This window comes from Bradyrhizobium sp. SZCCHNR1017, from assembly GCF_032381375.1.
GTDB lineage: Bacteria > Pseudomonadota > Alphaproteobacteria > Rhizobiales > Xanthobacteraceae > Bradyrhizobium.
Genome location: NZ_JAUHIR010000002.1, coordinates 463,485 through 478,423, shown reverse-complemented (window position 1 = coordinate 478,423; position 14,939 = coordinate 463,485). Strand labels below are relative to the sequence as shown.

The 14,939-nt window shown below is 65.8% G+C and carries 13 protein-coding genes; 7 read left to right on the top strand and 6 right to left on the bottom strand.

Features of this window, described 5'->3' with window-relative positions; translation table 11 throughout:
* Positions 1 to 147: 147 nt before the first annotated feature.
* Complete coding sequence (locus QW863_RS07760; RefSeq protein ID WP_315714584.1) at positions 148 to 933, top strand: SDR family oxidoreductase; 786 nt, start codon at positions 148 to 150, stop codon at positions 931 to 933.
* A gap of 958 nt (positions 934 to 1,891) precedes the next feature.
* Here the strand turns inward: QW863_RS07760 and QW863_RS07755 are convergent.
* Positions 1,892 to 2,848 carry an aminoglycoside phosphotransferase family protein gene (locus QW863_RS07755; protein WP_315714585.1) on the bottom strand — a complete coding sequence of 319 codons (957 nt, stop codon included), beginning with the start codon at positions 2,846 to 2,848 and terminating at the stop codon, positions 1,892 to 1,894.
* A gap of 302 nt (positions 2,849 to 3,150) precedes the next feature.
* Here QW863_RS07755 and QW863_RS07750 point away from each other — a divergent pair, with 302 nt between their 5' ends.
* Positions 3,151 to 3,432: a hypothetical protein gene (locus QW863_RS07750; RefSeq protein WP_315714586.1), complete on the top strand. Its 282-nt coding sequence runs from the start codon at positions 3,151 to 3,153 to the stop codon at positions 3,430 to 3,432.
* A gap of 116 nt (positions 3,433 to 3,548) precedes the next feature.
* On the opposite strand, the gene QW863_RS07745 is transcribed toward QW863_RS07750, so the two are convergent.
* Together QW863_RS07745 and QW863_RS07740 are read right to left on the bottom strand one after the other, a co-directional pair.
* Entirely contained in the window at positions 3,549 to 4,607 is a 1,059-nt protein-coding gene (locus QW863_RS07745; RefSeq protein WP_315714587.1) for a phosphotransferase family protein, read from the bottom strand.
* 280 nt (positions 4,608 to 4,887) lie between these two features.
* A complete protein-coding gene (locus QW863_RS07740; protein WP_315714588.1) occupies positions 4,888 to 6,123 on the bottom strand; it encodes an acyl-CoA dehydrogenase family protein in 1,236 nt (411 codons plus the stop codon).
* A 231-nt stretch (positions 6,124 to 6,354) separates the two neighbouring features.
* Here QW863_RS07740 and QW863_RS07735 point away from each other — a divergent pair, with 231 nt between their 5' ends.
* Together QW863_RS07735 and QW863_RS07730 are read left to right on the top strand one after the other, a co-directional pair.
* On the top strand, positions 6,355 to 7,017 hold the full coding sequence (locus QW863_RS07735; protein ID WP_315714589.1) for a TetR/AcrR family transcriptional regulator: 663 nt from the start codon (positions 6,355 to 6,357) through the stop codon (positions 7,015 to 7,017).
* 51 nt (positions 7,018 to 7,068) lie between these two features.
* Positions 7,069 to 7,302 (top strand): hypothetical protein, encoded by a 234-nt coding sequence (locus QW863_RS07730; protein WP_315714590.1) that lies wholly within the window; start codon positions 7,069 to 7,071, stop codon positions 7,300 to 7,302.
* 269 nt (positions 7,303 to 7,571) lie between these two features.
* Here the strand turns inward: QW863_RS07730 and QW863_RS07725 are convergent, their stop codons facing one another.
* Positions 7,572 to 8,798: a CaiB/BaiF CoA-transferase family protein gene (locus tag QW863_RS07725; RefSeq protein WP_315714591.1), complete on the bottom strand. Its 1,227-nt coding sequence runs from the start codon at positions 8,796 to 8,798 to the stop codon at positions 7,572 to 7,574.
* A gap of 346 nt (positions 8,799 to 9,144) precedes the next feature.
* On the opposite strand from QW863_RS07725, the gene QW863_RS07720 reads away from it, so the two are divergent.
* A complete protein-coding gene (locus QW863_RS07720; protein WP_315714592.1) occupies positions 9,145 to 9,711 on the top strand; it encodes a hypothetical protein in 567 nt (188 codons plus the stop codon).
* Between the two features lie 120 nt (positions 9,712 to 9,831).
* On the opposite strand, the gene QW863_RS07715 is transcribed toward QW863_RS07720, so the two are convergent.
* Positions 9,832 to 10,572, bottom strand: coding sequence for an NUDIX hydrolase (locus QW863_RS07715; protein ID WP_315714593.1), 741 nt, complete (start codon positions 10,570 to 10,572; stop codon positions 9,832 to 9,834).
* A 106-nt stretch (positions 10,573 to 10,678) separates the two neighbouring features.
* Between QW863_RS07715 and QW863_RS07710 the strand changes: the two genes are divergently transcribed.
* Both QW863_RS07710 and QW863_RS07705 read left to right on the top strand, forming a co-directional pair.
* Complete coding sequence (locus QW863_RS07710) at positions 10,679 to 11,716, top strand: SPFH domain-containing protein (RefSeq protein WP_315714594.1); 1,038 nt, start codon at positions 10,679 to 10,681, stop codon at positions 11,714 to 11,716.
* Positions 11,703 to 12,635, top strand: coding sequence for a sugar kinase (locus QW863_RS07705; RefSeq protein WP_315714595.1), 933 nt, complete (start codon positions 11,703 to 11,705; stop codon positions 12,633 to 12,635). The genes QW863_RS07710 and QW863_RS07705 overlap by 14 nt, the downstream gene beginning before the upstream one ends.
* A 322-nt stretch (positions 12,636 to 12,957) precedes the next feature.
* On the opposite strand, the gene QW863_RS07700 is transcribed toward QW863_RS07705, so the two are convergent.
* Positions 12,958 to 14,919 carry an alpha amylase C-terminal domain-containing protein gene (locus tag QW863_RS07700; RefSeq protein ID WP_315714596.1) on the bottom strand — a complete coding sequence of 654 codons (1,962 nt, stop codon included), beginning with the start codon at positions 14,917 to 14,919 and terminating at the stop codon, positions 12,958 to 12,960.
* Between the last annotated feature and the right edge of the window lie 20 nt (positions 14,920 to 14,939).

The following is a 14,939-nucleotide window of genomic DNA, read 5'->3' as shown; positions in this document are numbered from 1 at the left end:
CGCTCAGACCCTTCCCTCCGCTCGTCTCCCGCTGTACGTGAAGGCCCAGATCGTCTCAAGCCGCTTGGCGATCTCAGCACGTTTGAAACGGCGTTTGAATTCCGTTGCGCGGCACGCAACTGATCACAATTGAAGCAGGGAGGAAACATGGGCCGCCTCGAAGGCAAATCCGTCATCATCACCGGCGCCGGCAGCGGCATCGGCCGCGCTGCATCGCTGATGTTCACCAGGGAAGGCGCGCGGCTGATCGCCGTCGATCGCAGCGAAGGCGTCAAGGAGACGGTCGAACTCGTCAAGCAGCAGGGCGGCATCGCGGAGGCCGTGATGGCCGACGCCGGCTCCGAGGCCGACGTCAGCGGCTTCATCGATCGCGCCGTTGCGACCTATGGCAAGCTCGACGTCATCTGGGCCAATGCCGGCATCTCCGGCGGCTTGATCCCGATCGCCGAGCAGACCGTCGAGCACTGGCAGGAGATCCTGCGCATCAACCTGATCGGCCCGTTCCTCGCGGTGAAATACGCGATGCCGCACATGGTACGGCAGCAGCGCGGCGCCATCGTCTGCACGGCCTCCGTTGCGGGCCTGAAGTCGGGCGCCTCGGGCCATCCCTATGCCGCGAGCAAGGCCGGCGTCATCAGCCTGGTGCAGACCACCGCCTACTCGCTGTCCGGCACCGGCGTTCGCATCAACGCGGTCTGTCCCGGCCTGATCGAGACCGGCATGACCAAGCCGATCTTCGACGGCGCCAAGGAGCGCGGCACCGAAGGCAAGATCGGCCAGCTCAATCCGCTGAAGCGTGCCGGCCAGCCGCACGAGATCGCCGCAATGGGCCTGTTCCTCGCCAGCGACGAGGCCTCCTACGTCAACGGCCAGGCCTTCCCGGTGGATGGCGGCCTGACCGCGTCGATGCCGTATGCAGGCAAGCCGATCTAGCGCTGTCGCCTTTTGGCGGCGCGCCGACATGGCCGCTCCTCTCTCATCCGTCATGGCCGGGCCTGTCCCGGCCATCCACGTCGATCGGCATGCACGCAGCGACGTGGATGCCCGGGCCTTCGCCGCGCCGAAGCGGCTTCGGCCGCGCAGGCGGGACAAGCCCGGGCATGACGAGCTTGGGACGACGGCCCTCGCGTCAAACAATCACTTCGCTCTCGAACGACAGACATGAGTACGCCCTCCCGCGACGCCTTCGCGCCCGAGTGATCCCGATAGTCACCGCCCCTCAAGCGAAGGGCGCAGGGAAGGCCAGGCGTCGGCTGACGCCTGCGGCCCGCCTGCGAGAAAAAATGCAGGCGGCAGGTACCACAGGTGCAGCCGGACAACGCCCGGCCTTCCCTGCGCGATGGTCTTCACGCTTATACGCAGTCTGCCTGGTGCGCCGGGCTTTCTGGCCACCATTGTCCGCGCGGCGCGCGAGCGCCGTCGCGACGTAGCACCAGCATCGGGGTGCCAGCACGCTGCGACTTCACGTCCGCGCCATGCCGTTCGTCCGCGCATCCCTCCGGACACGCTGCGACATGATCGCGGCCACCGCTCCCCGCCCCGCGTGTCGTGACGATCGCGCGCAACGCCCCTTCGGTGGGACGGGATGAGCGCATCAGATCACAAATTCCGAAAAAGCGAAAGCGAAATCTTTTAGCCTTCCGGACTGGACGAGACCATCACATTGACCGCGCTCGCGAACTTTCTTCATCGGCGACGATGATTGCAGTCATAACCGCAGCCTGCGCGGGGCCGACAACGCCACGCTCACATGCCGATTTGCCCGACGGGCAAGCGTTGGCCGAACGGACCTGGATCATGATGCGTTTCCAAGGAAACGCATCATGATCGGATCTCTTTGTTTGAGCATGATCCTTTCGGAAAACCGGTTTCCACTTTTCCGGATCATGCTCTAGCCGCTCACAAGGCGGTCGAGGTCCTCGATGAGCGGCGCGAGCTTTTCGGCCGCCCCAAACTGCCGATACCAGCACCACAGCTCCAGCGAGAACAGCAGACGATAGATCGCGAGCGTCGGCTCGATCTCCGTTCGGCTCATCGGACCATAGCCGCCCAGAAACGCCTCGCGCTGCTCCGGCGAGAGATAGTAGATCGCCTTGGCGACATCCTTGAGCGGGTCGCCGGCCAGCGCGCCCTCGAAATCGACCACACCGGTGAGCTCGACCCGGCCCCCGGTGACGCGCGCAAGCACGTTCCCGGGATGAAGATCATTGTGACACAGCACCGGCGCGCCGCAGGCGGCGAACAGATCACTCGCGTCGGCCACCTGGCGCGCGATGCGCGCGGCGAGATCAGCCGGCCCGCCGCGGCTGCGGAATTCGCCCAGTTTGCGTTCGAACTGAGAGGTGAGATAGCTACGATTGTCGGCATGGCCCGACATGATGCCGTCGGCGCCGATGTAGCCAAACGCATCCATCGCGATGTCGTGAAAGGCACGCGACAATCGACCGACCTGCTCGAAAGCCTCACGCCGCTCCGGCGCGGACAGCGCTTGTTCGAGAGGACCGAGCGGATCGCCGTCGAGCCGGCTCATGATCACGTAGTCCAGGCCGATCAGCTCGCGCGAGGCGTCCGCCGCGCGCAGCCGCGGCGCCGGCACCGGCAGGCGGTTCCGGACCAGATCGAGCAGGCGCGCCTCCTTGCGCATCTTCCAGCTCATGCTGTCAGGATAGATCTTCAGCACCAGCGACGGCTGGCTGCCTTGCAGAGCCAGCGCATACACGGCACTGATCTCCCCACCATGCAACAGCGACACCGAAGCGACCCGCGCGTCGATCTCCGCGCGCGCAAGCATCGCATCGGCGGTTGCGGGATCGACCTCGAGATCCGGGCGAATGGACACCGGCGACATGGCAGCAAAGCTCCGCTCGCGGGACATTCTTGCGAGATGGCAAGCGACGACAGTGCCTAGCTGCGCGCGCCCGTCGTGGTCAAGCTCCCGGCAGTCAGGTCAATGCGCCGCGCGGACCAACCCGTGTCGATGGAGCGTGGCGGCAAGACCATCGCGTCGCCATGAGCCACGCTCGGGTTCAAGCATGCCCCCCTAATGACCGGCGATTTTTTACGCCCACGTCCTCGAACCCCCTTCTCCGAGCCGCCGTCGAACCTCGCAAGCGGACCATTCCGGCCTCGCCGAAACGAAGGATGGTTAACATGTCGAGACTATCGAAACTCGCGCTGCTCACCCTGATGGCCGCCACGGCGGCTGGCTCGCTGGTGACGAACGCAAGCGCCCGTGAATTCCAGTGGCCGGGCTGTGAGCTCGTCTCCTGGACAGCCTGCGGCACCGAGGTCCAGGTGCAGCAAGCCATGCGCCGTCAGAGCCGCGACACCTCGCCGATCTACATGAAGCAGACCGATCCGCGCTACAGCGGCGCGATGACCACGGCCGGTGGCGGCGGTGGAGGTGGTGGCGGCGGCGGCGGTGGGCGGTGATTGGCCTAGCCGGCGCGCGGAATTCGTAGCCCGGATGGGCGGAAACGACATCCTGGTTCATCGCCGCAGCGCGTGTGACCCCGGATGTCGCTTCGCTCATCCGGGGCTACAGGAGACTACACCGCCCCCGCCTTCTGCGCATAGGACCAGGCCTGCTTGGTCATGGGCACCATGCGCTTGACCGACTCGATCGCCTTGTCGTTGGCGGCGGTGCCGTCGCGGATGCGGCCGATGATGCCCTGCAGGATGCCGGCGAGCCGGAACAGATTGTAGGCGAAGTACCAGTTGAGATCGGGCAGCTCGGTGCCGGTGACCCCACGATAGATCTCCGCCGCCTCTTCCATGGTCGGGATGTTCAGCGCTTTCAGGTCGACGCCGTCGAGGCCCGGCATGATCCACTGCATCAGCAGATAGGTGAAGTCCGCCATGGGATCACCAAGCGTCGACAGCTCCCAGTCGAGCACCGCGATGACGCGCGGCTCGGTCGCGTGGAAGATCATGTTGTCGAGCCGGTAGTCGCCATGCACGATCGAGACGCGCTGCTGCGCCGGCAAGGTGCGCGGCAGCCACTCGATCAGCTTCTCCATTTCCGGCAGATGCTCGGTCTCGGAGGCGCGATATTGCTTGGTCCAGCGGTCGACCTGGCGAGCAAAGTAGTTGCCGGGCTTGCCGAAGTCGGCGAGGCCGATCGCCGCCGGATCATAACTGTGCAGCCTGGCCAAGGTCTCGATCTTGCTGGTGAAGATCGCGCGCCGCTCGGGCGCTGCGACATGCGGCAGGGTCGGATCCCAGAACACCCGGCCCTCCTCCATCGACATGATGTAGAAGGCAGCGCCGATGACGCTGTCGTCGTTGCACAGTGCATAGGCCTTGGCGACCGGAAAGCCCTGCTTGCCGAGCGCGGCGATGACGCGGAATTCGCGATCGACTGCGTGCGCCGACGGCAGCAGCTTGCCGAACGGCTTTCGCCTGAGCACGTAGGAACGCGCCGGCGTGTTCAGACGATAGGTCGGGTTCGACTGGCCGCCCTTGAACTGCAGCACGGTCAGCGGGCCCTGATAGCCTTCGACATGCTCGGCCATCCAGGCCGCGAGCTTGGCCTCGTCGAAACGATGCCGCTCCTCGACCGGCTTGGTGCCGGAGAATTCTTCGTCCTTCTTGACGCCGTCGGCCACGACGAGGCTCCCTTCTCACGTGTTCGTCATTCCGGGGCAGCCCGCAGGGCTGAACCCGGAATCTCTATCTTGGCGGACCCATCTCTGGATTCCGGGTTCGACGCTGCGCGTCGCCCCGGAATGACGCAAGTGGTGAGTCACCGCTCGGCATTAGAATTCGTAGGGTGGGCAAAGCGAAGCGTGCCCACCCTGTTGGCTTGAACTCGAAAGTGGGTGGGCACGCATCCGCCCCCGCGCTCTGCGCGGCGACGGACGCTTTGCCCACCCTAGAAGTCGACGCTCAATGCCGCGGCTCGTTGGCGTATTTCTTCATCTCGAGCCGGGCAATGGCGCGGTTGTGCACCTCGTCCGGGCCGTCGGCAAGACGGAGCGTGCGGATGTTGGCGTAGTCCTTGGCGAGACCCGCATCATCCGACACGCCGGCGCCGCCGAACGCCTGGATGGCGTCGTCGATGATCTTCAGCGCCATGTTGGGGGCAGCGACCTTGATCATCGCGATCTCGCCCTGGGCGGTCTTGTTGCCGACCTTGTCCATCATGTCGGCCGCCTTGAGGCACAACAGCCGGCACATCTCGATGTTGGTCCGGGCCTCGCCGATGCGCTGCTCCCACACCGAATGCTCGATGATCTTCTTGCCGAAGGCCTGGCGCGTCATCAGCCGGCGCACCATCTTCTCCAGCGACTCCTCGGCCTTGCCGATGGTGCGCATGCAGTGATGGATGCGGCCCGGACCGAGACGGCCCTGCGCGATCTCGAAGCCGCGGCCCTCGCCGAGCAGAATGTTTTCCGCCGGAACGCGGACGTTCTCGAGCAGCACCTGAGCGTGGCCGTGCGGCGCGTCGTCGAAGCCGAACACCGGCAGCATCTTCTCGACCTTGATGCCGGGGGTGTCGAGCGGCACCAGGATCTGCGACTGCTGCTGATGCTTGGCGGCCGACGGATCGGTCTTGCCCATCAGGATCGCAATCTTGCAGCGGGGATCGCCGACGCCCGACGACCACCATTTGCGGCCGTTGATGGCGTAATGATCGCCGTCACGCACGATCCGCGTCTCGATGTTGGTGGCATCCGACGAGGCCACGGCCGGCTCCGTCATCAGGAAGGCCGAGCGGATCTCGCCGTCCATCAGCGGGCGCAACCATTTGCGCTTCTGCTCCTTGGTGCCGTAGCGGATGAACACTTCCATGTTGCCGGTGTCGGGCGCCGAGCAGTTGAACACCTCGGACGCCCAGGAGATGCGGCCCATCTCCTCGGACAGCAGCGCATATTCGAGATTGGTGAGGCCGGCGCCGCGGAACTCGTCGTCCTCATGCGGCGACGGCGGCATGAACATGTTCCACAGGCCTTCCGCCTTCGCCTTGGCCTTGAGGTCCTCCAGGATCGGGATCACCTTCCAGCGGTCGCCCTCGGCGTCCTGCTGCTTGTAGATCGGCACCGCCGGGCGGACATGCTTGGTCATGAAGCTGCGCACGCGCTCCAGCCATTCCTGCTGCTTCGCCGACATCGTGAAGTCCATGGGACTCTCCTTGGGTGTTTCCTCTGAAACTTTGGCCGCAGTGTCGGCCCGCCCACGGCGTCCGTGCAAGTGTGATCTTGCGCGACACGACCGCGCGAACCGTCGCTGCAGCGCCGAAATGTCGCCCCACGGAAGAACCGTGATTGACATTGCGGCCGTCTCAAACAATAGTTTCATACAATTGTTTGAAACGCAACTCCCCACCCCGCTTCATCGTTCGGGAGGACGAGCATGGCGACCGACCAGACCCGGACTGCGATCCTGATCGCCGCCGAGCGGCTCTATGCCGAACGCGGCTTCTCCGACGTGACCTTGCGCGACATCGTGGCGGAGGCGAACGTCAATCTCGCCGCGGTGAACTATCATTTCGGCTCCAAGGACGAGCTGATCGCCGAACTGTTCGTGACCCGCTCGATCGCGCTCAACCGCGAGCGCCTGCGCGAATTGCGTGAAGCCGAGGATGCGGGCGGCGGTCGCGCCGACATCTCCGACATCCTGCGCGCCCTCGTGGGCCCGATCCTGCGCGGCTGCCTTGGCCCTGAGAACCAACGCTCGGCGGTGGCGCAGTTCATGATCCGCGCTTCGATCGAATCGGTGCCGCCAATTCGCCGCATCAAGACCAAGGAAATCGACCATTTGCGCAAATTCGCCGGCGCAATGCAGCGCGCCCTGCCCGACAGCTCCGAGGTCGATCTGTTCTGGGGCCTGCATTTTGCGCTCGCCATGGCGCATCACACCATCCGCGAGAGCGAGCGCCTCACCAAGCTCTCCGACGGCCGATGCGACCTCGACGATGTCGAGGATGTGATCGCGCGGGTGGTGCGCGGCGCCGTGCTCGGCTTGACCACGCGCGATCAGACGGCAAAGTCGAAGGCCAGGATTGCAGCGCGCTGAGCGCCGATCGCCACAGATGACGTCGCCACCAATGACAATGGAACTCGCCCGATGACGGTCCGTTCGCGATTGATCCTGGCCGCTGCGGCCAGTGCGCTCGCCATGATGATGGCGAGCGAGCCGGCGCTGGCGCGCGGCGCCGCCGCCAGCATCATGAACTCGCCCGGCTATCAGCGCCGCTTGCAGGAATCCCGGCAGCAGCTCGGCACGCCGCCGCCCTTCGTCGCAGAGCCGCGCTACCACCGGCCCAAGGCGAAGCGGCACCGTCGCCACCACGTCCACTGAGCCGTAGAGTGGGCAGAGCGGCCGCCGCAAGGCGGCCGCGTGCCTGCCCGCAAGCGTCCGCTCATCCGGGCTATGCGCGGAAGCCCGGCTGTCTCCCCGTCATTGCGAGCGCAGCGAAGCAATCCAGAGTGGTGGGCGGGACCCTGGATTGCTTCGCTGCGCTCGCAATGACGCAGAGAGGGCGTGGACTCCGATGCGCAGCACGACATGCGGGACGATCGGCGCGTCGCGAGCCCCGCAATGACGGGAGAGAACGGCCGCCGCAGCAGCTACACCACGCCCTGTTGCTTGAGCGCCGCGATCTTCGCTTCATCATAGCCGAGCCCCGACAGCACGTCCTGCGTATGCTCGCCGAGCAGCGGCGGCGCGCGATACTCGGTGATCGGGGTACCGGAGAAGGTCAGCGCGTTGCGGATCAGGGACAGATGCGGCTCGAACGGGTGTTCGACCTTCACCTCCATGCCGCGCGAGCGGACATGCGGATCGGCGAACACGTGCGCAAAATCGTTGACCGGCCCGCACGGCACGCCCGCCTTCTCCAGCTCCTCCAGCCAATGCGCCACCGAGTTCTTCAGGAACAGGCCGGCAAAGATCGCCATGATCTCCTTGCCGTTGACGACGCGGTCGTTGTTCTTGACGAATTTCGGGTCGGTCGCCAGTTCTGGCGCCCCTAACACCGCGCAGGTGCGCGCGAACTGCGCGTCGTTGCCGACCACCAGCATCAGTTCGCCGTCGGTGCAGCGGAACACGCCGGCCGGCATGCCGCCATTGCCCCAGGTGCCGCGGCGCGGCGGCGACTTGCCGTTGATCAGGAAGATCTGGGCATAGTGCGACAGCGAGGCAATCACGGTGTCGAACAGGCAGACGTCGATGTGCTGGCCACCACCGCCATTGACGTCGCGGTGATACAGCGCCGAGACGATGCCGATCGAGGTGTTCATGCCGGTCATGTAGTCGACGATTGAGGGACCGACCTTCATCGGCCCCGCCCCCGGTTCGCCGTCCATGTGGCCGGTCACGCTCATCAGCCCGCCCATGGCCTGGAAGACCGCATCGTAGCCCGCCCGCGGTGCATACGGCCCGGTCTGGCCGAAGCCGGTGACCGAGCAATAGATCACCTCGGGATTGACGGCGCGGATCGCCTCATAGTCCAGGCCATAGCGCTTGAGATCGCCGACCTTGTAGTTCTCCATGAACACGTCGCAGTCCTTGGCGAGCGCGCGGATGATCTCCTGCCCCTCCGGCGAGGCGATGTTGACCGTGACGGACTTCTTGTTGCGGTTGGCGCAGATGTAGAAGGAATTGTTGTTGTTGGCCTTGCCATCGGGGTCCCTGAGGTAGGGCGGACCGAACGCGCGCGCATCGTCGCCGGTGCCGGGCCGCTCGATCTTGATCACCTCCGCGCCGAGATCGGCCAGCATCTGCGCGGACAGCGGTCCGGCCAGCACGCGGGTCAGATCGAGAATCTTGATGCCAGAAAGCGGCAGGGCCGACATGGAGTTCCTCCGGGAGCTTTATTCCTTGTGGCGGACATCCCGAGCGAGAGCCCCGCCTGTCACCCGCGGATACACCATTTCCCGCGCCGGAGCATTGCGCTGGCGGCATGCCGCCTTGCCGCGGACCGTCGCCCGCATGAGCGCAGCGACATCCGGGGTCGCCACCGGCGCTCGTGCCGAACCCGGATGTCGCTGCGCTCATCCGGGCTACGCAGCCATGCTGACTTTCTTGCTTCGTTTTGTGTGCAGCCTGCGGCGGGACACATCCAGAAACACGGAACAAGGAGCTGTTAAGCGTTCCGGTCGCACCTGGGCGCAGGTTTGATGTCGCACCCCGGAGCACGCCATGACGTCGATCTCTGCATCCTCCATGAGCGGATATTCGCCGCTCGACCTGCTCAAGCAGGAACTCACCAAGGAAGTCTCGGCCGGCAAGGTCAGCTCCGCCGACCAGACTGCGCTGTCCTCGGCGCTCGACGACATCGATTCCGCGTTGCAGAGCGGCAGCTCGTCTTCATCGTCGAGCTCCAGCGCGCCGCCGTCGCCCAAGGAGATGCAGTCGAAGATCGACGATCTCATCCAGAGCGAGGTCGACAGCGGCAAGCTGACCTCGGACCAGGCGACCGAGCTGAAGAACGTATTTGCCAACGCCTTCTCCGGCGGTCCGGGCGGCGCGGGTGGCGCCGGCGGTCCGCCGCCGGCGCCACCGAGCGATGAGTCCAGCACCGACACCACGTCGAGCACCTCCTCCTCGTCGTCTTCATCGTCCTCGTCCCAGGTCGAGGAGCTGTTGAAGAAGCTGCTCGAGGCGCTGCAGAGCTCGAACAACAGCAAGACCTCATCCTACAGCGCCAGCGGCACCAGCTCGTCGAGCTCGACCAGCAAGTCGCTGGTGGTGGATTTCTCGGCCTGACCGGCGAGAGATGGAGCCGTTTGGCCCGGATGAGCGCAGCGACATCCGGGTTCTCCGAGACTCCGCGTGAGACCCGCATGTTGCTTCGCTCATGCGGGGCTGGAAGAGGCGACCACGCCGTCAATCCGGCGCGTTGAACGTTCTGGCGAAATACACCGGCGCCGCCGCCGCCTTCAGCCGATAGAGCTGCGCCGGACGGTTCGGCCCCTTGCGCATCTTGGCGATCGGCTCGATGAGGTCGGCCGAGAGCATGCGGGTGCGAAAGGCGCTCTTTTCCAGCGGACGATCGAGCACGATCTCGTAAGTCCGCTGCAGCTCGGGCAGTGTGAACTCCTCCGGCATCAGATAGGCCGGCAGCGAGGTGTACTCGACCTTGTTGCGCAGCCGCTGCACGGCGGCCTGCAGGATCTCGGCATGATCGAACGCGAGATTCGGCTTCACGCTCATGCCCACGAGCGGAAACCATTGCGCATCGGCCGCGAGCGCGGCCTCCGCCGCTGACGCCGGGATCAGCGCAAAATACGCGTGCGTCGCCGACCAGCCGCGCGGATCACGGTGCGCACTGCCCCAGCTGCCGAGCTGCTCCAGATAGGTGCTGATCACGCCGGTCTTCTCGGCAAGCTTGCGCCGCGCGCAGGCTTCGAGATCGCGATCCTTGTCGACATCGACGAAGCCGCCCGGGAGCGCAAACGCGTCCGGGAACGGCTCTCCCTCGCCGTGGCCGCGCCGCACCAGCAGCACGTGCAGCGCCTCCAGCCGGATCGCGAAGATGACGATGTCCACCGTGGTCAGCGGCCGCGGAAAATCCAGTCCGCCCGCCCTCGCAGCCGCTCCGCCGCCCTGCCCCTGCCGTGCTGCCATACCGTCCGCCCCCGAATTTGTCCCTTGACACTAGCATACTTAGTTGTACTGTCCAACTTACTAAGTTGGCGTGACACACTTATCCATTGAACGTCAGGAGGCCGCCATGTTCGGCTTACGCTTCATCAAGGCCCAACCCACCACCTATCTCCTCAAGTACCGCGCCGGCAGCGTGGTCGAGGAAGGTGCCGGGCTCTCCACCTTCTATTACGGGCCCGCCACTTCCCTGGTCGCGATCCCCATCGGCAGCCGCGACGCCGCCTTCATCTTCCAGCAGATCGCCCGCGACTTTCAGACGCTGACGATCCAGGGCCAGGTGACCTACCGCATCGGCGAGCCGAGGAAGGCGGCGGCGATGCTCAACTTCACGCTCAAGCGCGACGGCAAGACCTACGAGTCCGATGACCCGGAGGAGCTGCCGCAGCGCGTGCTCGGCGCGGTCGAGGTGCTGGCGCAGCAGGCGGTCAAGGACATGACCCTGAAGGAAGCGCTGCGCGCCTCCGACCGCATCGCCGAGACGATTGCGGCCGGATTGAAGCGGCGCGCCGACATCGAGGCGCTAGGACTGGAGATCCTTGGCGTCGCCGTGCGCGCGGTGAAGCCGACGCCGGAGACCGCCAAGGCGCTGGAGGCCGAGGCGCGCGAGGCGATCCTGAGGACCGCCGACGAAGCCATCTTCGCGCGGCGCAATTTCGCCGTCGAGCGCGAGCGGGCGATCCGCGAGAGCGAGCTCGACACGGAGATCGCGGTCGAGCAGAAGAAGCGCTCGATCCGCGAGACGCAGATGGATGCGGAGGCCAGCGTCGCCGCGAAGAAGAACCAGCTGCGCGAGGCCGGCATGGTCGCCGATATCGGGCTCGAGGCCAGGCGGAAGGATTTCGTGTCGCTGAATGCGGCGAACACCCGCACTTTGGCGGATGCCGAAGCCTATCGCGTCGGCGCGCTGATGAAGATCTTCGAGGGCGTCGACACCCGCGTGATCCAGGCGCTGGCCGCCACCGGCATGCAACCCGGCCAGTTGATCGCGCAGGCGTTTTCGGGCCTCGCCGAAAAGGCCGAGAAGATCGGGCAGCTGAACGTCTCGCCGGAGCTCCTGAACAGCCTGATGCAGAAGCCCGCGGAGGCCGCCCGTGTCCGGCAATGACCGCAAGGTGGTGCTGGTTGTCAGGAGAACGCGGCTCGAGGAGCTGATCACCAGATTCCTCACCGCGGACCAGGCCCGCTTCTATGTCGAGCATCTCGGCGCCGACTTCTCCGACTACGAACGCGAGCACGCGGCCTACCAGGCCGCGCGCTTGACCAGCGTCCAGACGCTGGAGCGCTGGGGCCGCTACCAGATCGTCGACCGCGGCTTCCTGCCGAACTTCATCTTCGGCCCCGCCGACATCGTCGCGGCGCTCGGCCCCGACGGGCTCGTCGCCAACACCATGAAATATCTCGACGGCCAGCCGCTGCTCGGCCTGAACCCGGACGCGGCCCGGCATGACGGTGTGCTGCTGCCGTTCGCGCCGGCCGATCTCGCGAGCTTGCTGCCGGAGGTTGCTGCCGACCGGCGCGCGGCCAAGGCGGTGACCATGGCGCGCGCGAGCCTCGCCGACGGCCAGGTGCTCCATGCGGTCAACGACCTCTTCATCGGCGCGCGCACGCATGTCTCGGCCCGCTACGAGATCGCGACCCGCGAGCATCAGGAGCGGCAGTCCTCCAGCGGCCTGATCGTCGCGACCGGACTCGGCTCGACTGCGTGGTTCAAGAGCATCGTCACCGGCGCGCTGGCGATCGCCGGCAACTTCGGCAGCCCCACGACGGGCGGCGACTACACCGCCCTGCCCTGGGACGCCCGGAGCTTGCGCTTTGCCGTGCGCGAGCCGTTCCCGAGCAAGACGTCACAGACATCCCTGGTCTGCGGAGGGCTGAACGGCGCCGAAACACTGCGCCTGCGCTCGCTGATGCCCGAGAACGGCGTCATTTTCTCCGACGGCATCGAGGCGGATCACCTCGATTTCAATGCGGGGACAGAAGCGGTGATCGGGATCGCGGAGCGACAGGGCCGGCTGATCGTGTAGTCCGATTCAGCAGGTAGATCTGCTCATGACACGCCCCGCTCTCACCACGTCATTGCGAGCGCAGCGATGCAATCCAGAGTCCCTCCGCAGAGAAAGTCTGGATTGCTTCGCCGCGCTCGCAATGACGGAGGAAAGACCAGCGTTCATCTTCCACAGGTCGTCGCTGCGGGCGCGCTGCCGTAGGGTGGGCAAAGCGGCCGCCGAAGGCGGCGGCGTGCCCACCTTCCATCCGCGAACGCATCAGCAAAGATGGTGGGCACGGCGCCATGACGATCTCGATCGTGGACAGAGTGCGGATGCGCCTTGGCCCACCCTACGGCCGTCACGCCCGCGCAAACACCAGTACGCCATTCGCGGGGATCGTCACCATCGCCGAGCACGGCTGGCCGTGCAGCGGCGGGCCGCCTGCGCTGACCGCGCCATTGTTGCCGACCACATCCGGATTGACCCAGTTGTCATAGACGTCGCTGTTGAATACCTCCTTCCACTGCCCCGCTGCCGGAAAGCCGATCGCGTAGTCGCGCCATGGCGTCTCGCTGAGGCTGACGATCACCATCACGTCGTCGCCCTGGCCGTCCCAGCGGTGGAAGGCGAGCACGCGGTTGCCGTCATGGACGTGGACGATGGCGCATCCCTCCGCGGTCAGCGCCGGATGGGTGCGGCGGATCGCGATCAGCTCGCGCGTGAAGCGCATCGCATCAGCGGTGATCTTGTCCTCGCCGTCGAGCAGCCCCCAACTGATCGTCGTGTCGGGGTTCGGCGTGTCGCTCCATGGTTTGTCCTCGAACAGTTCCTGGCCCATGAACAGCATCGGGATGCCCGGCGCGGTCAGCAACAGGCCCGTGGCGACGCGGCTGCGGCTGCGCGCATACCAGCAGCGGCTGTCGACGGGATCGGCGAGGCGCGGGATGCGCGGCTCGCGGCCGGCATAGACGATGTCGTGGTTCTCGATCGAGTTGACCGCGCGCCAGCGCTTGTCGAGGCTGAGATCGGCGATCGCCGCGGCGATCGGCTGCATCGGGACGACGGCGCCCGCGCCGCCGGCCGCGCTCGCGACGGCGCCGCGCACCGCGAGCCGCAATCCGTCGCTCCAGGTCGCATCGAAGCCGGCGCCGCCATGCGCGATGTCCCTCACCACCCACGGGTTCACCGGCCAGTATTCCGCGATCTGGATCGCATCCGGCTTCTCCGCGCGCAGCGCTTCGGTGAGCTGCTGGCAGGTCGCCCAGCCGCCGAAGCGGTCCATCACGCTGACCTCGTCGAAACGCAGGCCGTCGGCGTGATACTCGCGATAGAACATCACGGCGTTGTCGACGAGATACCGCCGCACGTCGGCGTTCCAGTAGGCGAACACCTGGCCGCCCGCCCAGCCCTGATCGGTGAAATACAGGCTGCGATTGGGATCGCCATAGGCCTGACGGTCGAAGAACCAGATGCTGCTCTCGTCAAAACCGCCGCCGGCGTGGTTGTAGACGACGTCGAACAGCACGGCGATGCCATGGACATGACAGACGTCGATCAGCGCGCGGAGCTGGTCGTCGCAGTGACGCACCACGCCGATATCGGCGTAAGGTGTCGCGCCGGCTGCGACGAGGATCTCGTTGGTGCGTTTGAAGTAGGCTGCGAGATGCGCGTCTTCTGCCTCCCCGTACTCGGTCTCCGGGCTGAACAGGTCGGTGCCGTTGTAACCCATGCTGAACATGGTCGGGAATTCCTGCACCGGCAGCAGCTCGATCGCGTTGACGCCGAGCTTCGCCAGATGCGGCACGCGCTCGATCACGTCGAAGAAGCAGCCGTCGGGATTGCCCGCCTTCATGTCGAAGGTGCCGACATGGAGCTGATAGATCACGAGCTCGTTGTTGGGCGGCGGCGTGTAGTCGGTGTCGTGCCAGGGAAAGGCGTGCGGATTGCGCAGCACCGAATGCGCCTGCGGAAACGGTGGATCGACCGTGAGCAGCCGTGCATGCGGGTCGCGCTTGTAGCCGGAGCTGCCTTCGCCCTCGACGAAGTACATATAGGCGTCGCCGTCCTTCAGAGACGGCACGAAGATTGCCCAATGGCCGTTGCCGATCGGCGCCAGCCGGCAGCTCGCGTCCTGCGCCCAGTCGTTGAACGGGCCGGAGACGTAGACCGCCTTGGCATGCGGCGCGAACACGCGGAAGGTGGCGCCGCCGGTCACCAGGGTGCCGCCCATGGGAGCCTTGAGAAGATGCATCTGCCTGAGCGAAATCCTGAGGCCTTCGGGGAACGGCGGCAGCGTAACAGGTTCGAGCAGCATATCCATGGCGGTCGGCTCTCCGCGCG